Below are 20,503 nucleotides of genomic sequence, written 5' to 3' on the forward strand. Positions count from 1 at the left end.
AATGGCGACTTTATCACGGGATAACCACAAGCGGAGGTGCGAATGGCGCAGCCAACCTATGATCCTTTGCGGGCGCTGGCGATCGCCACCCAGGCGGCAGGGCTGACTGCGATCATTGTGCTGGAAACCGTGCTGGGTGATGCCGCGCGCCCCTGGCAGGGGGCCGCCCTGGGGCTGATGCTGGCCGCGGCGCTGGGCATTGCCGCGGTGCGGTTTTATCGGCGCAAGCGTGCCCAGCGCCGGCGCGATCGCCGCCGGATGACAGATGAATAAAAAAACGGCCCGCCAAAGGGCGGGCCGTTTCCGACGCGGCGAGCGGCACAGGCCGCAGGGCGTTACTTGCTCTTGTTGGCGCGCTTGCGCTCGTTTTCGGTGAGGTGCTTTTTGCGCAGGCGCAGGTGGTTGGGCGTGATTTCCACCAGCTCGTCGTCGTCGAGAAACTCGATGGCCTGCTCCAGGGTGAAGCGTACCGGCGGCACCAGGTCGAGGCTTTCGTCAGCGCCTGCAGAGCGCATGTTGTCGAGCTTTTTGGCCTTGGTGGGATTGACGGTCATGTCGTCGGCGCGGTTGTTGATGCCGACCAGCATGCCTTCATACACCTCGGTGCCGTGCTCAACGATGAGCTTGCCGCGATCCTGCAGGGCATAGAGCGCATAGGCCAGCGCCTTGCCGGTGGCCATGGAGACCAGCACGCCGTTGCGCCGCTCGGTGGCGGCGTCCGGGCGCAGCGGGCCGTAGTGGTCAAAGCGGCTGGTGAGAATGCCGGTGCCTGACGTCAGCGTCATGAACTGGCCGCGAAAGCCGATCAGCCCGCGCGCGGGGATGATGAAGTCTACCCGTACGCGGCCCTTGCCGTCGGGGTGCATGTTGGTCATCTCGCCCTTGCGGTAGCCCAGCTCCTCCATGATGGCGCCCTGGTGCTGCTCTTCGCAGTCGATGATGACTTCTTCGTAGGGTTCCTGCTGCTCGCCGTCGATTTCACGAATGATGACTTCCGGGCGGCCTACGGCAATCTCGAAGCCTTCCCGGCGCATGGCCTCCAGCAGCACCGACAGGTGCAGCTCGCCGCGACCGGAGACGGTAAACTTTTCCGGGCTGTCGCCTTCTTCCACGCGCAGGGCCACGTTGTGGATCAGCTCCTGTTCCAGGCGATCCTTGATGTTGCGGCTGGTGACGTATTTGCCGTCCTTGCCGGCAAACGGCGAGTCGTTGACCTGAAAGGTCATCGACACCGTGGGCTCGTCGACGGTCAGCGCGGGCAGCGCCTCGGCGGCGGCCGGGTCGCACAGCGTATCGGAAATCGCCAGGTTATCGATGCCGGTGATGCAGATAATATCGCCGGCGGTGGCCTCGTCGGTTTGTACCCGCTCAAGGCCCATGTGGGTCATCACCTGGCCGACCTTGCCGCGGCGCGCCTTGCCTTCCTTGGAGATCACGGTGATCTGCTGGTTGGGCTTGACGCTGCCGCGGGTGATGCGCCCAAGGCCGATGACGCCGACGTAGCTTGAATAGTCCAGCGCCGAGATCTGCATTTGGAAGGGGCCGTCAACTTCAACCTTCGGCGGCTCGACGATGTCGACGATGGACTGAAACATCGGCGTCATGTCATCGGCCAGCTCATCGGGGTCCGGGCCGGCAATGCCGTTGAGCGCTGAGCAATAGATAATCGGAAAATCGAGCTGATCTTCAGTGGCGCCGAGGTTGTCGAACAGATCAAAGATCTGGTCGATCACCCAGTCCGGGCGCGCGCCGGGGCGGTCGATCTTGTTGACCACCACAATGGGTTTCAGGCCCTGGTCAAACGCTTTCTGGGTGACAAAACGGGTCTGCGGCATGGGCCCATCCACGGCGTCGACCAGCAGCAGCACCGAGTCGACCATGGACATCACGCGCTCGACTTCGCCGCCGAAGTCGGCGTGGCCGGGGGTGTCGACGATGTTGATGTGATAGCCGGTGCCGGCCTCGTTTTGCCACTGGATGGCGGTGTTCTTGGCCAGGATGGTGATGCCACGCTCTTTTTCCTGGTCGTTGGAGTCCATCACCCGCTCTTGGCTTTCGGCCTTGCGGTCCAGCGTGCCGGACTGGCTCAAGAGTTTGTCCACCAGGGTGGTTTTACCGTGGTCAACGTGGGCGATGATGGCGATGTTGCGAAGATTCTCGATCACGAAGCGATCCTGCTTGAAAATATAGGCCGGCATTATACGGGCTGGCGGCGCTTGACGGCTAGCGTTGTCTTTCCTGCAGGGGCGATCGATCAAGATGGCCTGCCGAGCGCCGGACGCTTTTCGCCGCTGTACGCCATCCGGTAAGATGGCCGTTTTCCCGGGGCAGGGCAGAGACATGACCATCGGCAACCTGATGCGTTTGTTAAGCGACGGCGAGGTGCATTCCGGCGAGCAGCTGGGGGAGGCGCTCGGGATTTCCCGGGCGGCGATATGGAAGCAGCTGAAAAAGCTTGAGGCCTTCGGCGTTGAAGTGCGCGCCGTCAAAGGGCGCGGCTATCAGCTAGCCCAGTCGCTGACGCCGCTGGACGGCGCCCGAATCGTGTCGCGCTTGCCGGCCGACGCCCGGCGCCGGTTGGCTCGGCTTTTTGTCGAGGATACGCTGCCGTCGAGCAATGAATACCTGCGCCGGCGGTTTTCCCAGGGCGCCGGCCACGGTGAGGTGTGCCTGGTAGAGCAGCAAACTGCCGGACGCGGCCGGCGCGGCCGGGTTTGGCTGACGCCCTGGGGGCAAAGCCTGATGCTCTCGGTGGGCTGGCGCTTTGACGGCGGCGTGGCCACGCTTGAGGGCCTTAGCCTGGCAGTCGGCGTGGCGGTGTCGCAGGTGCTGGAGCGCTACGGCGCCCGCCCGCAGCTGAAATGGCCCAACGATATTTTGCTTTATGCGCCGGACGGCTCGCTTGCCAAGCTGGCCGGTATCCTGGTCGAGGTGACCGGCGATGCGGCCGGACCGTGCGATGCGGTGATCGGCATCGGGCTGAATCTGGCGCTGCCCGATCCCCTGCGTGAAACCATCGGCCAGCCGGCGGCGGTGCTGGCGGATACCTGCCCGGACCTTGACCGCAACGCCTTGGCCGCCGACGTTGTGGACGCCCTGCTGGCGCTGCTGGCCGAGTTCGAAGCCCGAGGGTTTGCCGCCTGGCAGGCCGAATGGAACCGGCGCCACGCCTACGCCGGCTACCCGGTCAGCGTATCGGTAGGCCATACGTCGCGTCACGCGGTGGCCGGTGACGTCGACGCTGCCGGCAATCTTTGGATAAAAGAAGAGGGTGGCGGTGAGCGCCGGCTGGCCGGCGGCGAAATCAGCGTGCGCGGTCGCCTATGATTCTGGATCTGGATATCGGCAATACGCTGTCGAAGTGGCGGCTAAAAGAAGTCGAAAGCAGCGAGATCCGCTCTCGCGGGGCGGTATGGACCCGTGAAGAGTGGCGCCCCGGGGCGGATATCCCCGATCTTGACGTCGTCGAGGCGGTGCGTATTTCAAGCGTTGCCCGTCGCGAGGTGCTGGAAGAGACCGTGGCGCTGCTGCGCCGGTGCGTGCCGCGCGTTTATGTTGCCCGCTCCACCCGGCAGGCGCTGGGCGTGACCAACGGCTACGATCAGCCGTGGCAGCTGGGGGTGGATCGCTGGCTGGGGGCGCTTGCCGGCTACCAGCTGGCCGGCGGCTGCTGCGCGGTAGACTGCGGCAGCGCGATCACCGTGGACTTTGTGCTGCCCGGCGGTAGCCACGTAGGGGGCTATATCGTTCCCGGCCTGCGGCTGATGAAAGAAAGCCTCAAGCTGGGCACGCGCAACGTTGCCATTGACCCGGAAGGCGAAGCCGATACGCTGCTGACGCCCGGACGTTCGACGGTGGATGCGGTCAATCACGGCATTTATATGGCCGCGACCAGTGCGGTGCAGCGTATCTATAGCGAGGTGTGCGATCAGTACGGCGTAGCGCTGCCGCTTTTGTTGACCGGAGGCGATGCCCGAGTGGTATCCCGCGGGATGCCGGCGGCGCACGTAGTGTGGCCGGATATGGTGTATGGCGGACTTGAGATCTGCTTTCCGCTGACGCGCGCCGAACGGGCGGGGCGCATGTCGGGCGCGCCAAGCGCCCCCCAGGCGCCGGCGCTGGAAAAAGTTCGAGCAGGGCTTGCATTCACTTCGCTGCTTTGACAGAATGCAGCGCGTTCCAGGGCAGAAGGCAGATGCCGACTGTCGTGCCAGATGCTTGAGCCTCAATCAATGAGGCGATAATAGAAAGCATTGTGGCTTGACAGCGTTCTGGAAGGCGGTAAAATGCGCCGCCAGCGATGGAGGGGTTCCCGAGTGGCCAAAGGGAGCAGACTGTAAATCTGCCGCGAAAGCTTCGAAGGTTCGAATCCTTCTCCCTCCACCAGTTTTCATGACTGGCAGCCACAAGTTGCCAAGCGGGCAGCAGCACGAACGCCGCAACTGCGCGATCCATTCGAGCAGGCATGGTTCAAGCGGGCATAGTTCAATGGTAGAACCTCAGCCTTCCAAGCTGATGATGCGGGTTCGATCCCCGCTGCCCGCTCCAGTGCGTATCTGTTGTACGTTTTGCTCATGTAGCTCAGGGGTAGAGCACACCCTTGGTAAGGGTGAGGTCGACGGTTCAATTCCGTCCATGAGCTCCATATTGCAAAAAGGCGAGCCAGGCTCGCTTTTTTTGTCTTCGTCGCCTGGCGTGGTTCAGGCAGCGAAGAAGGCAAGGGTTGTCAAGCGGGAATTTGTCCGCTAGTATGACGGCCGCTGCTGTCAGGCATCGCAACGGTGCAGGCGGCAGTAACGATACAGGCCAGTGGCTCAATTGGCAGAGCAGCGGTCTCCAAAACCGCAGGTTGGGGGTTCGAGTCCCTCCTGGCCTGCCAGCTTTCCCCAAGTTGGCGTGCCTTTCCTGATTTTCCTTATCGTTTGCCGCACTCCCGAGGAGTCTCGTTTTTATGAAGCCTAATTCTGTAAAACATGGCGCCGAGGTTCAGCAGTCGCGCCATGACGGGCTCAAATGGGCGGCAGTGGTCGCGCTGTTGGCAGTGGCAGTGATAGCCAACACCTATTTTGCCGGCATCGGCCTTTTGTACCGCGTGCTGGGTGTCGTTGCTTTTTGCCTGATGGCCGGCGGCGTAGCGCTGACGACGGCCAAGGGCCGCAGCCTGGTAACGCTGGCACGCGAATCCAAGAAAGAAATACAGCGCGTGGTCTGGCCGACTCGGCCAGAAACCGTGCAAACAACCGCAATTGTGCTGGTCGCCGTTATGGTGGTTGGCCTGCTGCTGTGGTTAATTGACACGCTTCTCGGCTGGGCGATGTCCGGCGTGATCGGTTAGGAGTTTTCATGTCCAAGCGTTGGTACGTCGTTCACGCATATTCCGGTTTTGAAAAGCACGTCATGCGCTCGCTCACCGAGCGTGTAAAACTTTACGACGCCGAAGATCAGTTTGGCGAGATTCTCGTGCCTACCGAAGAAGTCGTCGAAATGCGCGACGGCAAGCGCCGTAAGAGCGAGCGCAAGTTCTATCCCGGCTATGTGCTGGTCGAGATGGAAATGACCGACAACACCTGGCATCTGGTGAATGAGACGCCGCGCGTCATGGGCTTTATCGGCGGTACCAAGGAAAACCCCGCGCCGATCACCACCCGCGAAGCCGAGTCGATTCTGCGCCGGGTCAAGGACGGCACCGATAAGCCGCGGCCCAAGACCATGTTCGAGCCCGGCCAGTCCGTGCGCGTCACCGACGGGCCGTTTGCCGATTTCAACGGCGTGGTGGAAGAGGTCAACTACGAAAAAAGCCGTTTGCAGGTCAGCGTGCTGATTTTCGGCCGCGCCACGCCGGTCGAGCTTGAATTCGCCCAGGTCGAAAAAGAGTAAATTAAAAAAGAGCAGGTCAACAGCGCGTTGATTGAAAACGCGTCGGTCGAAAAAGAGCAGAGCGGTCAAAAAGCGGGCCGGACGCGATCGAACAGAGTAAACGTGCAGACCGCCTTTGAAAGGCGGTTTGCTGTCACCGGGAAGCCGCAAGGCGCGATACCCATCTGGAGTACAACATGGCCAAGAAAGTACAGGCTTATATCAAGCTGCAGGTTGCTGCAGGTAAAGCCAATCCGAGTCCGCCCGTGGGCCCCGCGCTGGGTCAGCACGGCGTTAACATCATGGAGTTTTGCAAGTCGTTCAACGCCGAGACGCAAGACATTGAGCTTGGCCTGCCGACGCCTGTGGTGATTACCGTCTACACCGACCGCAGCTTTACGTTTGTCACCAAAACGCCGCCTGCCGCTGTGCTGCTGAAAAAAGCCGCAGGCGTCAAGTCCGGCTCCGGTGAGCCGAACAAGGCCAAGGTTGGCAGCGTGACCCGCGAGCAGCTTGAAGAAATTGCTCAGACCAAAGAGCCGGATCTGACAGCGGCGGATCTTGACGCCGCGGTACGCACCATTGCCGGTAGCGCCCGCAGCATGGGTCTTAACGTGGAGGGTCTGTAATCATGGCTAAGCTAACCAAGCGCGCACAGCGGATTCGCGACAAGGTCGACGCCAACAAGACCTACTCCCTTGACGAGGCGGTGGCGCTGCTCGCCGAGCTCTCTACCGTGAACTTCAAAGAGTCTGTGGATGTCGCCGTCAACCTGGGCGTAGATCCGCGTAAATCCGACCAGGTCGTTCGCGGTGCCACCGTGATGCCCAACGGTACCGGCAAGGACGTGCGCGTCGCCGTCTTCACTCAGGGCGCCAACGAGCAGGCAGCGAAAGACGCCGGTGCCGACATCGTGGGTATGGACGACCTGGCCGCTGAAGTGAAAAAGGGCAATCTCGACTTTGACGTGGTGATTGCCTCGCCCGACGCGATGCGTGTCGTTGGCCAGCTGGGTCAGATTCTCGGCCCGCGCGGGCTGATGCCGAACCCGAAAGTCGGTACGGTAACGCCGGACGTGGCCACCGCGGTCAAGAACGCCAAGGCCGGCCAGGTGCGCTTTCGTACCGATAAAAACGGTATTATTCACACAACGCTGGGCAAGGCCGACTTCGACGCGGCCGCTATCAAGGGCAACCTTGAAGCGCTGGTCGCTGACCTCAAGCGTCTCAAGCCGAGCACCTCCAAGGGCGTTTATTTCAAGAAAATGACCCTGTCCAGCACCATGGGGCCGGGCCTGACCATCGACCATACGTCGCTGGTATAGGGCTTGCTCCTGATAAAAACTTTGCGGTCTCCGTGCCAGGCGCGGTGCACCGTCAAAGACCGCAGGTGCCGCTGTTTGCCGCGGCAGGCAGTGGCTTAATGCGTAGCGCCTGCGCAGATGGTGTTGCCGCCAGTCAGTAAGACATCGAGCGAGCGTTGCAAACCGCTCGCTATGAAAACAGGATGTCGCGTTGCGCTTTCTGGTGAGCACCATCCCAAGGCTTCCCGCCTGCGGGTGGGAAGAGATGGTAACTCGGAAGCCCGTCGGGTTTCCGGCACGAAGGAGTGATGACTGTGCCACTAGCACTTGAAGGCAAGAAAGCGATTGTTGCCGAAGTCAGTGAAGCGGCCAAGGACGCACTCTCCGTCGTTGTTGCCGATTCTCGTGGCGTTGCGGTCGACAAGATGACCGACCTGCGCAAGCAGGCCCGCGAGAATGGCGTGCAGATCCGTGTTGTGCGCAACACGCTGGCACGCCGCGCCCTGACAGGCACCCAGTGGGAATGCCTGAACGAGACGTTTGTCGGTCCGACGCTGCTGGCGTTTTCCAACGAGCACCCCGGCGCTGCCGCGCGGCTGTTCAAGGAATTCACCAAAAGCGCACCGGACTTCGAAGTCAAGGCGCTGGCCTACGAAGGTGAGTTCATCCCGGCTGCCGATATTGACCGTCTGGCAACCCTGCCGACCTACGACGAGGCAATTGCCCAGTTGATGTCGGTGATGAAAGAAGCCTCTGCTGGCAAGCTGGTTCGTACCCTGGATGCGCTGCGCGTCCAGAAAGAAGAAGCGGCGTAAGCCCCTTTTTGCAATGGCAGCGGGGTGAAAGCCGTCGCTGCACGAGCCAGGCAAACACTTTTGGGTTTCGCTTGGGCGAGACCACCGCAACGTTAGGAAAGAAATCATGGCACTTAGCAAAGACGATATCATCAACGCCGTCGCCGACATGTCCGTCATGGAAGTCGCCGAGCTGATCGAGGCGATGGAAGAGAAATTCGGCGTGACCGCAGCGGCCGCTGTCGTTGCCGGCCCGGGCGGCGGTGAAGCCGAAGCCGAAGAAGAGCAGACCGAGTTTGACCTGGTGCTGACAGGCGCCGGCGCCAAGAAGGTCAACGTGATCAAGGCGGTTCGTGAGATCACAGGGCTTGGCCTGAAGGAAGCCAAGGGTGCCGTTGACGGCGCGCCGGCGACCATCAAGGAAGCGATGTCCAAGGAAGACGCTGAAGAAGCGAAGACCAAGCTGGAAGAAGCTGGCGCCTCCGTCGAGCTCAAGTGATTTTGATGCCGGCGGCTTTACGCGCTGCGTAAGCTTCCGCGGCTGGCGGCGGGGTTATCCCGCTGCCGGCCTTTTTCTGTTGCTGTCATACTGCCATAATGCAGCGTTTCGCCGATGTTCGGCCGCGAACGGCAGGCCAGGCATCCGTGGCGTCAAGGCGCGGCAGCAGAAATGCGTTGAATAACGCAACGACATACAGAATTTTTGACGGCGAGCTACCCGACAAGGAGCTTGCTGTCTGCGTCTGAAACGCCCGCGGGGCAGATGACCACGCATCGGCCACCCATGGTGAACAAGCTGGGGAATACAGATGGCTTACTCATACACTGAGAAAAAACGCATCCGCAAGGATTTCGGCAAACTGCCCCAAGTGATGGATGTGCCTTACTTGCTGGCCATCCAGCTGGATTCCTACTACGACTTTCTCCAGCAGGATCGTTCGCCCGACGAGCGCTTCGAAGTCGGCCTGCACGCGGCGTTCAAGTCCGTGTTTCCGATCGAGAGCTTCTCTGGTAACGCGGCACTGGAATATGTCAGCTATCGTTTCGGCACGCCGGCGTTCGATGTCAAGGAATGCCAGCTGCGTGGCGTAACCTACTCCGCTCCGCTGCGCGTCAAGGTTCGCTTGATCATCTATGATCGCGACTCTTCGAACAAGGCCATCAAGGATATCAAGGAGCAGGAAGTCTACATGGGGGAAATCCCCCTGATGACCGAAAACGGTACCTTTGTCATCAACGGCACCGAGCGCGTCATTGTCTCCCAGCTCCACCGCAGCCCGGGCGTGTTCTTTGACCACGACAAGGGCAAGAGCCATTCCTCCGGCAAGCTTTTGTACTCCGCCCGGGTGATTCCGTACCGCGGCTCCTGGCTTGATTTCGAGTTCGATCCCAAGGACAACGTCTTTGTGCGCATCGACCGTCGCCGCAAGCTGCCGGCGTCTGTGCTGATGCGCGCACTGGGCATGAGCGCTGAGGAAATTCTCGCTGAATTCTTTGATACCAGCGTGTTTCACATCGAGAAAAACGGCTTCTTTGTGGAGCTGGTGCCCACGCGCCTGCGCGGTGAGACCGCCACCTTCGACATCAAGGACGGCGACGGCAATATCATCGTCGAAGAAGGCCGCCGGGTCACCCAAAAGCACATCCGCCAGCTGGAAAAAGCCGGGCTCAAGCGCCTCGAAGTGCCCATGGAGTACCTGTGCGGCAAGGTACTGGCGAAAGATCAGATCGACGCCAAAACCGGCGAGCTGATTTGCCCGTGCAACACCGAAATTACCCCGGAGCTGCTGGAGCAGCTCGGCCAGGGCGGCATCACCCGGATCGAAACGCTTTACACCAACGATCTGGACTGCGGCTCGTTCATCTCCGACACCCTGAAGCTGGACACCACCGGCTCGCGTCTGGAAGCGCTGGTGGAAATCTATCGCATGATGCGCCCCGGCGAGCCGCCCACCAAGGAAGCCGCCGAGACGCTGTTCCACAATTTGTTCTTCAGTGAGGACCGCTACGATCTGTCCGGCGTTGGCCGCATGAAGTTCAACCGCCGCCTGCGTCGGGAATCCGACACCGGCTCCGGCGTGCTCAATCGCGACGATATTCTTGATGTGCTGCGCGAGATGATCAGCATCCGCAACGGCTTTGGCGACGTCGACGACATCGACCACCTGGGCAACCGCCGCATCCGCTGCGTCGGCGAAATGGCCGAAAACCAGTTCCGCGTAGGCCTGGTGCGGGTTGAGCGCGCGGTGCGCGAGCGCCTGTCCATGGCCGAAAGCGAAGGGTTGATGCCTCAGGATCTGATCAACGCCAAGCCGGTGGCGGCGGCGGTGAAGGAGTTCTTCGGCTCCAGTCAGCTGTCGCAGTTCATGGACCAGAACAACCCGCTGTCCGAGGTGACTCACAAGCGTCGGGTTTCCGCGCTCGGGCCGGGCGGGTTGACCCGTGAACGTGCCGGTTTCGAGGTGCGCGACGTTCACGCCACGCACTACGGCCGGCTGTGTCCGATCGAGACGCCGGAAGGGCCCAACATCGGCCTGATCAACTCGCTGGCCACCTACAGCCACACCAACAGCTACGGCTTCCTTGAGACGCCGTACCGCAAGGTCGTGGACTGCCAGGTGACCGACGAGGTGGTTCACCTTTCGGCCATTGAGGAAGGCGACTACGTGATCGCCCAGGCCTCCGCCGCGGTGGACGAAAACGGCCGGCTGAACGACGACCTGGTCCAGGCGCGCCACCGGGGGGAAACCACCTTCATGCGCCCGGAGCAGATCACCCTGATGGACGTCTCGCCGCGCCAGGTGGTCTCCGTGGCGGCGGCCCTGATTCCGTTTCTTGAGCACGACGACGCCAACCGCGCCCTGATGGGGGCGAACATGCAGCGCCAGGCCGTGCCCACCCTGCGCGCCGACAAGCCGCTTGTCGGCACCGGCATGGAGCGCTTCGTCGCCCGGGATTCCGGCGTGTGCGAAGTGGCACGCCGCGGCGGCGTCATCGACTCTGTCGACGCCCGTCGCGTGGTGGTCCGGGTCAACGAGGATGAAATCATCGGCGGTGAAGCCGGCGTGGACATCTACAACCTGACCAAGTACGTGCGCTCCAACCAGAACACCTGCATGAACCAGCGTCCCATCGTGCAAACGGGCGATCACGTCGCCGCGGGCGACATCCTCGCCGACGGCCCGTCCGTGGATATGGGCGATCTGGCGCTGGGCCAGAACATGCGCATGGCGTTCATGCCGTGGAACGGCTACAACTTTGAGGACTCCATCCTCATCTCCGAGCGCGTGGCCCAGGAAGATCGCTTCACCACGATTCACATCCAGGAGCTGACGTGCGTTTCGCGCGACACCAAGCTGGGGCCGGAAGAGATCACCTCGGACATCCCCAACGTCGGCGAGTCGGCGCTGGGCAAGCTGGATGAAGCCGGCGTGGTGTATATCGGCGCCGAGGTCGGCCCGGGCGATATCCTGGTCGGCAAGGTCACGCCCAAGGGCGAAACACAGCTGACCCCGGAAGAAAAACTGCTGCGTGCGATTTTCGGTGAGAAGGCAAGCGATGTGAAAGACACCTCGCTGCGCGCCCCGACCGGCATGAACGGCACCGTTATCGACGTGCAGGTATTTACCCGTGACGGCGTGGAAAAAGACGCCCGGGCGCTTTCCATCGAGGAAATGCAGCTCGACGAAGTGCGCCGCGACCTGCAGGAAACCTACCGCATCGCCGAAGACGCCACTTTCGAGCGTCTGAAGCGTACCCTGACGGGCCAGACCGTCAACGGCGGCCCAGAGCTTGCCAAGGGCGACGTGCTTGACGAGGCGTACCTGGATGCGCTGCCGCGTCAGCAGTGGTTCAAGCTGCGCATGCAGGACGAAACCCACAACGAGCTTCTGGCCCAGGCCGACGAGCAGCTGGAAAATCGCCGCAAGGAAATGGACGAGCGCTTTGAAGACAAAAAGCGCAAGCTCACCCAGGGCGACGATCTGGCGCCGGGCGTGCTCAAGATCGTCAAGATCTACATGGCAGTGAAGCGTCGCATTCAGCCCGGCGACAAAATGGCCGGCCGTCACGGTAACAAGGGCGTGATTTCCGAAATCATGCCGGTCGAAGACATGCCGTTTGACGACCAGGGCGAGCCTGTAGACGTAGTGCTCAACCCGCTGGGCGTGCCCTCGCGGATGAACGTGGGCCAGATTCTGGAAACCCACCTGGGCATGGCCGCTCGCGGGCTCGGGGTCAAGATTGATCACATGCTGCGCGATGCCCGCCAGACCCAGGTCGCTGAAATCCGCGACTTTCTGGGGCAGGTGTACAACACTGAAAGCACGCTCAAGGTTGAGGATCTCTCCCAGCTCGACGACGACGAAGTCATCGCCCTGGCGAAAAACCTCAAGGACGGCGTGCCCATGGCCACCGCGGTGTTTGACGGTGCCGAAGAGCCCGAGATCAAACACCTGCTGCGTCTGGCCGACCTGCCGGACTCCGGCCAGCTGACGCTGTACGACGGCCGCACCGGCGAGCGCTTCGATCGCCCGGTCACCGTGGGCTACATGTACATCCTCAAGCTCAACCACCTGGTTGATGACAAGATGCACGCCCGCTCTACCGGCTCCTACTCGCTGGTCACCCAGCAGCCGCTGGGCGGCAAGGCGCAGTTCGGCGGCCAGCGCTTCGGCGAGATGGAGGTCTGGGCCCTTGAGGCGTACGGCGCGGCGTACACGCTGCAGGAAATGCTCACCGTCAAGTCGGACGACGTCGAGGGGCGCACCAAGATGTACAAAAACATCGTCGACGGCGACCACACCATGCAGGCAGGCATGCCGGAATCCTTCAACGTGCTGGTGAAGGAAATCCGCTCGCTGGGCATCGATATCGAGTTAGAGAGCTAGGAGCCCCCAATGAAAGATTTGGTGAAAGTCCTCAAATCGCAATCACAGTCCGAAGAGTTCGACGCCATCAAGATTACCCTGGCGTCGCCGGACATGATTCGCTCCTGGTCCTTCGGTGAGGTGAAAAAGCCCGAGACCATCAACTATCGTACGTTCAAGCCGGAACGGGATGGTCTGTTCTGCGCCAAGATCTTTGGCCCGGTGAAGGATTACGAGTGCCTGTGCGGCAAGTACAAGCGCATGAAGCACCGCGGCATTATCTGCGAGAAGTGCGGCGTTGAAGTCACCAAAGCGGCCGTGCGCCGCGACCGCATGGGCCACATCGAGCTGGCCTCGCCGGTGGCGCACATCTGGTTTTTGAAATCACTGCCCTCGCGTATCGGCATGTTCCTGGACATGACCCTGCGCGACATCGAGCGGGTGCTGTACTTCGAGTCGTTTGTGGTGATTGATCCGGGCATGACCACGCTTGAGCGCGGCCAGCTGCTCAACGACGAGCAGTACTTCGAGGCGCTGGAAGAGTTCGGCGACGACTTCGACGCGCGCATGGGCGCCGAAGCCGTCCAGGAGCTGCTCAAGGACATCGATCTGGAAGAAGAGATCAACCAGCTGCGCGAAGAGATTCCGCAGACCAACTCGGAAACCAAGATCAAAAAGCTGTCCAAGCGCCTGAAGCTTTTGGAAGCCTTTTACTACTCCGGCAACGCCCCGGCGTGGATGGTCATGGAAGTGCTGCCGGTGCTGCCGCCGGATCTGCGTCCGCTGGTACCGCTGGACGGCGGCCGCTTTGCGACCTCGGATCTCAACGATCTGTACCGCCGGGTGATCAACCGCAACAACCGCCTGAAGCGCCTGCTGGATCTCAGCGCGCCGGACATCATCGTGCGCAACGAGAAGCGCATGCTGCAGGAAGCCGTGGATGCGCTGTTGGACAACGGCCGCCGCGGCCGGGCGATCACCGGCTCCAACAAGCGCCCGCTGAAATCGCTGGCCGACATGATCAAGGGCAAGCAGGGGCGTTTTCGCCAGAACCTGCTGGGCAAGCGCGTGGACTACTCCGGCCGCTCGGTGATCACCGTGGGCCCGACCCTGCGCCTGCACCAGTGCGGTCTGCCCAAGAAGATGGCGCTGGAGCTGTTCAAGCCGTTTATCTACTCCAAGCTGCAGTCGCTGGGCTACGCCTCAACGATCAAGGCCGCCAAGAAGATGGTCGAGCGTGAGACGGCGGAAGTGTGGGACATCCTCGCCGACGTCATTCGCGAGCACCCGGTGCTGCTTAACCGCGCGCCGACCCTGCACCGCCTGGGTATCCAGGCGTTTGAGCCGCTGCTCATCGAAGGCAAGGCGATTCAGCTGCACCCGCTGGTGTGCGCGGCCTACAACGCCGACTTCGACGGCGACCAGATGGCCGTGCACGTGCCGCTGACGCTGGAAGCCCAGCTGGAAGCCCGGGCGCTGATGATGGCCACCAACAACGTGCTCTCACCGGCCAACGGCGAGCCGATCATCGTGCCGTCCCAGGACGTGGTGCTGGGTCTTTATTACATGACCCGGGAAAAGATCAACGACCGCGGCGAAGGCATGATCTTTGCCGATCTCAACGAGGTCGAGCGCGCTTTCGGCACCCAGTCGGTGGCGCTGCACGCGCGCATCAAGGTGCGCCTGGACGACGTCGAGATCAACGAGGAAACCGGCGAGTATTCCACCCATCGGTGCATCAAGGACACCACCGTGGGCCGGGCGCTGCTGTTTCGCATCCTGCCTGAGGGTGTGCCCTTCGAGCTGATCGATCAGCCCATGAAGAAAAAGGCGATTTCCGCGCTGATCAACGAGGTCTATCGCCGCTCCGGGCTCAAGCCCACGGTCATCTTCGCCGACCAGCTGATGTACACCGGCTTTCGCATGGCGACCTGGTCCGGGGCATCCATCGGCGTCAACGACTTCGTTATTCCCGATGCCAAGGCGGAAATCGTGGCCGGCGCCGAAGATGAGGTCAAGGAAATCGAAGACCAGTTCTCTTCAGGGCTGGTGACCGCCGGCGAGAAGTACAACAAGGTCATCGATATCTGGGCCCGGGCCAACGACCAGGTGGCCAAGGCGATGATGACCGGTATCTCCAAGGAAAACGTGATCGACCGCGACGGCAACGAGGTCGAGCAGGACTCGTTCAACAGCGTGTTCATCATGGCCGACTCCGGCGCCCGGGGCAGCGCGGCCCAGATTCGCCAGCTGGCGGGCATGCGCGGCCTGATGGCCAAGCCGGACGGTTCGATCATCGAAACGCCGATCATCGCCAACTTCCGTGAGGGGCTGAACGTACTGCAGTACTTCATCTCCACCCACGGCGCGCGTAAGGGCTTGGCGGATACGGCGCTGAAGACTGCCAACTCCGGCTACCTGACCCGCCGCCTGGTCGACGTGGCGCAGGATCTGGTCATTACCCAGGCCGACTGCGGCACTGAAAACGGCCTGACGCTGCACCCGATCATCGAAGGCGGCGATATTATTGTGCCGCTGTCCCAGCGCGTGCTGGGCCGTGTGGTGGCGCGGGACGTAGTGGATCCGCGCACCGACGAGGTGCTGATTGCGCGCAATACGCTGCTGGACGAAGCCTGGTGTGCGGCGCTGGAAACCATGGGCGTCGATGAGATCGTGGTGCGCTCCACCATCAGCTGTGACACCAGCCACGGCGTTTGCTCGGCCTGTTACGGCCGCGATCTGGCCCGCGGTCACCAGGTCAACGTCGGTGAATCGGTCGGCGTCATCGCCGCCCAGTCCATCGGTGAGCCGGGTACTCAGCTGACCATGCGGACCTTCCACATCGGCGGCGCCGCCTCGCGGGCCTCGGCCATCGACAGCGTCCAGGTCAAGCACGGCGGCAGCGTGCGTCTGCACAACATCAAGCACGTCGAGCGCGGCGACGGTAAGCTGGTAGTGGTATCGCGCTCCAGTGCGCTGGCCGTCGCCGACGATCACGGCCGCGAGCGCGAATACTACAAGCTGCCTTACGGTGCGGTGCTTGACGTGCGTGACGGTGACCACGTCGCGCCGGGACAGGCCGTGGCCAAGTGGGATCCGCACACCCACCCGATCGTGGCCGAAATGGAAGGCCAGGCGCAGTTCGTCGACCTTGACGAAGGCGTCACCATGCACCGTACGGTGGATGAGATGACCGGCCTGTCGTCCATTGAAGTTATCGAATCGGCGTCCCGCCCGGTTTCGGGGCGCGACAAGCGGCCGATGATCATGCTCAAAGACGACGCCGGCGAATACGTGGTGATTGCCGGTTCCAACACGCCGGTACAGTACCCGCTGCCCGGCAAGTCGGTGATCTCCGTGGACGACGGCGCCCACATCGGCGTGGGTGAAGTGGTCGCACGTATTCCGGTAGAAGCGTCCGGTAACAAGGACATCACCGGCGGTCTGCCGCGGGTGGCGGATCTGTTCGAAGCGCGCAAGCCCAAGGAATCGGCGATTCTCGCCGAGATCAGCGGCATGATCAGCTTTGGCAAGGAAACCAAGGGCAAGCGCCGCCTGACGATCACCCCGGAAGACGGCGATCCGTTCGAGATGCTGATTCCCAAATGGCGCCAGATTGCAGTGTTTGAAGGCGAAACCGTGGAGAAAGGCGAAGTCATCTCCGACGGCCCGAGCAACCCGCACGATATTTTGCGTCTGCTTGGCGTGACCGATCTGGCCAAGTACATCACCGCCGAAGTGCAGGATGTCTACCGGCTGCAGGGCGTGGGCATCAACGACAAGCACATCGAAGTGATCGTGCGTCAGATGCTGCGCAAGGTGGAAATCACCGACGCCGGCGACTCGGATTTCATCACCGGCGATCAGGCGGAGCTTGTGCGCGTGCTCGAACAGAATGCCCGTCTTGAGCAGGAAGGCAAGTTCCCGGCCAAGTATCAGCGCCTGCTGCTGGGCATCACCAAGGCGAGCCTTGCCACCGAGTCGTTCATTTCGGCGGCGTCGTTCCAGGAAACCACCCGCGTGCTGACCGAAGCGGCGGTGACCGGCAAGCGCGACTACCTGCGCGGGCTGAAGGAAAACGTGGTGGTGGGCCGTTTGATTCCGGCCGGCACCGGGCTTACCCACCACGCCGAACGCCGTCGCCGTCGCGACGACGAAGAGCGGTTGTTCAATCCGTCGGCAACCGAGGTCGAACAAGAGCTTGGCGCCCAGCTGACCGCGCTGGATGACGACGACGAGCTCTAACCCGGGCATCGAGCCGGCGCGGCGTCAGACGGGTAACCGCCCGTAGTGCTTGACGCCGCGCTGGCCGAGCCCTTAGAATGCGCAGCCTTTAACAGTGGGGCGGGTGCGCCCGAAACCGCTGCTAAAGCAAGGCAACCATTGGAGTCAGCTACTTACTATGGCAACGATTAATCAGCTAGTGCGCAAGCCGCGCAAGCGCGCCGTCAAGAAAAATGACGTGCCGGCGCTGCAGGCCTGCCCGCAAAAGCGCGGCGTTTGCACCCGCGTCTACACCACCACCCCGAAAAAGCCCAACTCGGCCCTGCGTAAGGTGTGCCGTGTGCGCCTGACCAACGGCTTTGAAGTGGCGTCTTATATCGGCGGTGAAGGCCACAACCTGCAAGAGCACTCCGTGGTACTGATCCGCGGCGGCCGGGTCAAGGACTTGCCGGGTGTGCGCTATCATACCGTTCGCGGCGCGCTGGATACCTCCGGCGTACAGAACCGTCGCCAGGGCCGTTCCAAGTACGGTACCAAGCGTCCGAAGTCCTGATATAGCGCGATACGAGCGTTAGTCGGCGGCGGCGCTGCCGGTTGAAACATATTTGCAAACGGTCTGATAAGAGTAAGGTCGGGCGGTGCTGTAAACGGCAAACAGCGTGCAGCACGAGTTCCGGGTTTACCTGAAGGATCCTTGATAGAGGGCTTATCATGCCTAGAAGGAAGATTGTAGCGAAGCGCGAGATCCTGCCGGATCCCAAGTTCAAAAGCGAGCGCCTCGCCAAGTTCATGAACCACCTGATGATCAGCGGCAAGAAGTCCGTAGCTGAGCGTATCGTCTATGGTGCGTTGGACAAGGTTGCCGAGCGTAATAAAGACGAGCCGCTGGATACCTTCGAAAAAGCGCTGGAAGCCATCCAGCCCATGGTCGAAGTCAAGTCGCGCCGCGTTGGCGGTGCGACCTATCAGGTGCCGGTAGAAGTTCGTCCGTCGCGTCGTAGTGCGCTGGCCATGCGCTGGCTGGCCGACGCGGCGCGTCGTCGCGGTGAGAAAACCATGGTGCAGCGTCTGGCCGGTGAAATTCTGGACGCCGCCGATGGCAAGGGCTCCGCTGTTAAAAAGCGTGAAGACGTGCACCGCATGGCAGAAGCCAACAAGGCCTTCTCTCACTTCCGCTTTTAATTGCGGCGCTGAGCGAAACGCACCGGTTTCGCGTTTTGAAGGCAAAGCCGCCGCTGCAGGGCGGCGGTCACCTGCCTTAAGGCGTCGCTAGCTGGACCCACGAGCATTGCCAACAAACGGGAGTTTCCACCGTGGCACGCAAGACTCCACTAAATCGCTATCGTAACCTGGGCATCGTCGCCCACGTCGATGCCGGTAAAACCACCACCACTGAACGCGTGCTGTTTTACACCGGTATCAACCACAAGCTGGGGGAGACCCACGAGGGCGCCTCGACGACTGACTGGATGTCTCAGGAGCAAGAGCGTGGTATCACCATCACCTCGGCTGCTGTCACGACGTTCTGGAAAGGCATGAGCCATCAGTTCGACGAGCACCGCATCAACATCATCGACACCCCCGGGCACGTCGACTTCACCATCGAAGTCGAGCGTTCACTGCGCGTGCTGGACGGCGCGGTTGTGGTGCTTTGCGGCAGCTCCGGCGTACAGCCGCAGACGGAAACCGTCTGGCGTCAGGCCGACAAGTACGAAGTGCCGCGCCTGGTGTTTGTCAACAAGATGGACCGCACCGGCGCTGACTTTTTCAACGTGGTCGACCAGCTGAGCACGCGCTTGAACGCCAATGCCGTGCCGATCCAGATCAACTGGGGCACCGAGGAAGACTTCAAGGGCGTCATCGATCTTATCGAGATGAAGGCGATCCTCTGGAGCCAGGACAATTTCGGCGCCTCCTATGAGCTGCTGGACATCCCGGCCGAGCTTCAGGAAACCGCCGAAAAATATCGCGAGCAGATGGTGGAATCCGCCGCCGAGGCGTCCGAAGAGCTGATGGACAAATACCTTGAAGAAGGTGAGCTGTCCAACGCTGAAATCAAGGCCGGTCTGCGCCGCCGCACCCTGGACAACGAGATCGTGCTGGTTACCTGCGGCTCGGCGTTCAAGAACAAAGGCGTTCAGGCCGTGCTCGACTCGGTTGTTGAATACCTGCCGTCGCCCACCGAGGTCAAGGCCATCGAAGGTGAGCTTGACGACAAAAACGGTACCGTCGCCACGCGTGAAGCCGACGACAAGGCACCGTTTGCCGCACTGGCGTTCAAGATCGCTACCGACCCGTTCGTGGGTACGCTGACCTTCATTCGCGTCTATTCCGGCGTGCTGAATTCCGGCGACAGCGTCTATAATTCCGTGCGCGACAAAAAAGAGCGTATCGGCCGTCTGGTACAGATGCACGCCAACTCCCGCGAAGAAATCAAGGAAGTGCGCGCCGGCGATATCGCCGCCTGTATCGGTCTGAAAGACGTGACCACCGGCGATACGCTGTGCGATATCAACGACAAGATCATCCTTGAGCGCATGGAGTTTCCGGACCCGGTTATTTCGGTCGCCGTAGAGCCGAAGTCCAAGGCCGACCAGGAAAAGATGGGTACCGCGCTTGGCAAGCTGGCCCAGGAAGATCCGTCCTTCCAGGTGAAAACCGACGAAGAGACCGGCCAGACCATTATCTCGGGAATGGGTGAGCTGCACCTGGACATCATCGTTGACCGCATGCGTCGCGAGTTCAAGGTCGAGGCGAATATCGGCAAGCCGCAGGTGGCTTACCGCGAAACCATCCGCGGCAACGTCGAACAGGAAGGCAAGTTCGTTCGCCAGTCCGGCGGTCGCGGCCAGTACGGCCACGTCGTCATGCGCATTGAGCCCCTTACCTACGAAGAAAAGGGCGAAGGCGACGACGAGATTTTCTTCAAGTTCAACTCCGAAATCGTTGGCGGCGTCGTGCCCAAAGAGTACGTACCCGCCGTCGAAAAAGGGGCCTATGAGCAGCTGCAAAACGGCGTTATCGCGGGCTATCCGATGATTGACGTCAAGGTCACGCTGTTAGATGGTTCCTACCATGACGTGGACTCCAACGAGACCGCGTTCAAGATTGCCTCTTCCATGGCAGTCAAAGAAGGTGCCAAAAAGGCCAAGGCCGTGCTGCTGGAACCGGTGATGAAGGTCGAGGTCGTGACCCCCGAGGAGTTCATGGGTGACGTCATGGGCGACCTGAACCGTCGTCGCGGTCTGGTGCAGGGCATGGATGACACAACCGCTGGTAAAGTCATCCGCGCCACGGTGCCGCTGGGCGAGATGTTCGGTTATGCAACCGATCTGCGCTCTCAGACCCAGGGCCGTGCAAGCTACTCCATGGAGTTTGCCCAGTACGACGAGGCGCCCTCCAGCATCGTAGAAGCCGTCATCAACCAAAACGGTTAACCGTTAGCTAACGTAAAGAGG

The 20,503-nt window shown here is 61.4% G+C and carries 15 protein-coding genes and 4 tRNA genes; 18 read left to right on the forward strand and 1 reads right to left on the reverse strand.

What is annotated here, in order from left to right; all coding sequences use genetic code 11:
• Positions 1-42 precede the first annotated feature (42 nt).
• Positions 43-273: a hypothetical protein gene (locus ACZ415_RS05640; RefSeq protein ID WP_344704886.1), complete on the forward strand. Its 231-nt coding sequence runs from the start codon at positions 43-45 to the stop codon at positions 271-273.
• 62 nt (positions 274-335) lie between these two features.
• On the opposite strand, the gene typA is transcribed toward ACZ415_RS05640, so the two are convergent.
• Positions 336-2,165, reverse strand: coding sequence for a translational GTPase TypA (gene typA, locus ACZ415_RS05645; protein ID WP_344704887.1), 1,830 nt, complete (start codon positions 2,163-2,165; stop codon positions 336-338).
• Positions 2,166-2,340: 175 nt separating this feature from the next.
• On the opposite strand from typA, the gene ACZ415_RS05650 reads away from it, so the two are divergent.
• From ACZ415_RS05650 to fusA, 17 genes are all read left to right on the forward strand, one after another.
• Positions 2,341-3,327, forward strand: coding sequence for a biotin--[acetyl-CoA-carboxylase] ligase (locus tag ACZ415_RS05650; RefSeq protein ID WP_344704888.1), 987 nt, complete (start codon positions 2,341-2,343; stop codon positions 3,325-3,327).
• The gene (locus tag ACZ415_RS05655) at positions 3,324-4,163 is read left to right on the forward strand and encodes a type III pantothenate kinase (protein ID WP_344704889.1); all 840 of its coding nucleotides are present in this window, start codon (positions 3,324-3,326) and stop codon (positions 4,161-4,163) included. Before ACZ415_RS05650 ends, ACZ415_RS05655 begins: the two co-directional genes overlap by 4 nt.
• Before the next feature lie 139 nt (positions 4,164-4,302).
• Positions 4,303-4,386 (forward strand) — tRNA-Tyr (locus tag ACZ415_RS05660).
• A gap of 88 nt (positions 4,387-4,474) precedes the next feature.
• Positions 4,475-4,548: transfer RNA gene (locus tag ACZ415_RS05665), tRNA-Gly, on the forward strand.
• Between the two features lie 22 nt (positions 4,549-4,570).
• Positions 4,571-4,645: transfer RNA gene (locus ACZ415_RS05670), tRNA-Thr, on the forward strand.
• A 158-nt stretch (positions 4,646-4,803) separates the two neighbouring features.
• Positions 4,804-4,879: transfer RNA gene (locus tag ACZ415_RS05675), tRNA-Trp, on the forward strand.
• A gap of 72 nt (positions 4,880-4,951) precedes the next feature.
• Positions 4,952-5,335, forward strand: a complete 384-nt coding sequence (gene secE, locus ACZ415_RS05680) for a preprotein translocase subunit SecE (protein WP_344704890.1) — start codon at positions 4,952-4,954, stop codon at positions 5,333-5,335.
• An 8-nt stretch (positions 5,336-5,343) separates the two neighbouring features.
• On the forward strand, positions 5,344-5,877 hold the full coding sequence (gene nusG, locus ACZ415_RS05685; RefSeq protein WP_344704891.1) for a transcription termination/antitermination protein NusG: 534 nt from the start codon (positions 5,344-5,346) through the stop codon (positions 5,875-5,877).
• 176 nt (positions 5,878-6,053) lie between these two features.
• Entirely contained in the window at positions 6,054-6,485 is a 432-nt protein-coding gene (rplK, locus tag ACZ415_RS05690) for a 50S ribosomal protein L11 (RefSeq protein ID WP_344704892.1), read from the forward strand.
• A gap of 2 nt (positions 6,486-6,487) precedes the next feature.
• Positions 6,488-7,180, forward strand: coding sequence for a 50S ribosomal protein L1 (rplA, locus tag ACZ415_RS05695; protein WP_344704893.1), 693 nt, complete (start codon positions 6,488-6,490; stop codon positions 7,178-7,180).
• A 293-nt stretch (positions 7,181-7,473) separates the two neighbouring features.
• A complete protein-coding gene (rplJ, locus tag ACZ415_RS05700; RefSeq protein WP_344704894.1) occupies positions 7,474-7,974 on the forward strand; it encodes a 50S ribosomal protein L10 in 501 nt (166 codons plus the stop codon).
• Positions 7,975-8,080: 106 nt separating this feature from the next.
• Positions 8,081-8,452 (forward strand): 50S ribosomal protein L7/L12, encoded by a 372-nt coding sequence (gene rplL, locus ACZ415_RS05705; RefSeq protein ID WP_344704895.1) that lies wholly within the window; start codon positions 8,081-8,083, stop codon positions 8,450-8,452.
• Positions 8,453-8,762: 310 nt separating this feature from the next.
• A complete protein-coding gene (rpoB, locus tag ACZ415_RS05710; protein ID WP_344704896.1) occupies positions 8,763-12,842 on the forward strand; it encodes a DNA-directed RNA polymerase subunit beta in 4,080 nt (1,359 codons plus the stop codon).
• Positions 12,843-12,851: 9 nt separating this feature from the next.
• The gene (gene rpoC / locus ACZ415_RS05715; RefSeq protein WP_344704897.1) at positions 12,852-17,066 is read left to right on the forward strand and encodes a DNA-directed RNA polymerase subunit beta'; all 4,215 of its coding nucleotides are present in this window, start codon (positions 12,852-12,854) and stop codon (positions 17,064-17,066) included.
• A gap of 157 nt (positions 17,067-17,223) precedes the next feature.
• Positions 17,224-17,598 carry a 30S ribosomal protein S12 gene (gene rpsL / locus ACZ415_RS05720; protein WP_344704898.1) on the forward strand — a complete coding sequence of 125 codons (375 nt, stop codon included), beginning with the start codon at positions 17,224-17,226 and terminating at the stop codon, positions 17,596-17,598.
• A gap of 158 nt (positions 17,599-17,756) precedes the next feature.
• Positions 17,757-18,227, forward strand: coding sequence for a 30S ribosomal protein S7 (gene rpsG / locus ACZ415_RS05725; protein WP_344704899.1), 471 nt, complete (start codon positions 17,757-17,759; stop codon positions 18,225-18,227).
• Between the two features lie 131 nt (positions 18,228-18,358).
• Positions 18,359-20,482 carry an elongation factor G gene (fusA, locus tag ACZ415_RS05730; protein WP_344704900.1) on the forward strand — a complete coding sequence of 708 codons (2,124 nt, stop codon included), beginning with the start codon at positions 18,359-18,361 and terminating at the stop codon, positions 20,480-20,482.
• Positions 20,483-20,503: the final 21 nt, after the last annotated feature.

It is taken from the genome of Halomonas cibimaris (genome assembly GCF_055379665.1).

Excerpts from the sequence above, each read along its gene's own strand:
- ACZ415_RS05640 (WP_344704886.1), top strand. The coding sequence starts at position 43 with ATGGCGCAGCCAACCTATGATCCTTTGCGGGCGCTGGCGATCGCCACC.
- ACZ415_RS05650 (WP_344704888.1), top strand. The coding sequence starts at position 2,341 with ATGACCATCGGCAACCTGATGCGTTTGTTAAGCGACGGCGAGGTGCAT.
- ACZ415_RS05655 (WP_344704889.1), top strand. The coding sequence starts at position 3,324 with ATGATTCTGGATCTGGATATCGGCAATACGCTGTCGAAGTGGCGGCTA.
- secE (WP_344704890.1), top strand. The coding sequence starts at position 4,952 with ATGAAGCCTAATTCTGTAAAACATGGCGCCGAGGTTCAGCAGTCGCGC.
- nusG (WP_344704891.1), top strand. The coding sequence starts at position 5,344 with ATGTCCAAGCGTTGGTACGTCGTTCACGCATATTCCGGTTTTGAAAAG.
- rplK (WP_344704892.1), top strand. The coding sequence starts at position 6,054 with ATGGCCAAGAAAGTACAGGCTTATATCAAGCTGCAGGTTGCTGCAGGT.
- rplA (WP_344704893.1), top strand. The coding sequence starts at position 6,488 with ATGGCTAAGCTAACCAAGCGCGCACAGCGGATTCGCGACAAGGTCGAC.
- rplL (WP_344704895.1), top strand. The coding sequence starts at position 8,081 with ATGGCACTTAGCAAAGACGATATCATCAACGCCGTCGCCGACATGTCC.
- rpoB (WP_344704896.1), top strand. The coding sequence starts at position 8,763 with ATGGCTTACTCATACACTGAGAAAAAACGCATCCGCAAGGATTTCGGC.
- rpoC (WP_344704897.1), top strand. The coding sequence starts at position 12,852 with ATGAAAGATTTGGTGAAAGTCCTCAAATCGCAATCACAGTCCGAAGAG.
- rpsL (WP_344704898.1), top strand. The coding sequence starts at position 17,224 with ATGGCAACGATTAATCAGCTAGTGCGCAAGCCGCGCAAGCGCGCCGTC.
- rpsG (WP_344704899.1), top strand. The coding sequence starts at position 17,757 with ATGCCTAGAAGGAAGATTGTAGCGAAGCGCGAGATCCTGCCGGATCCC.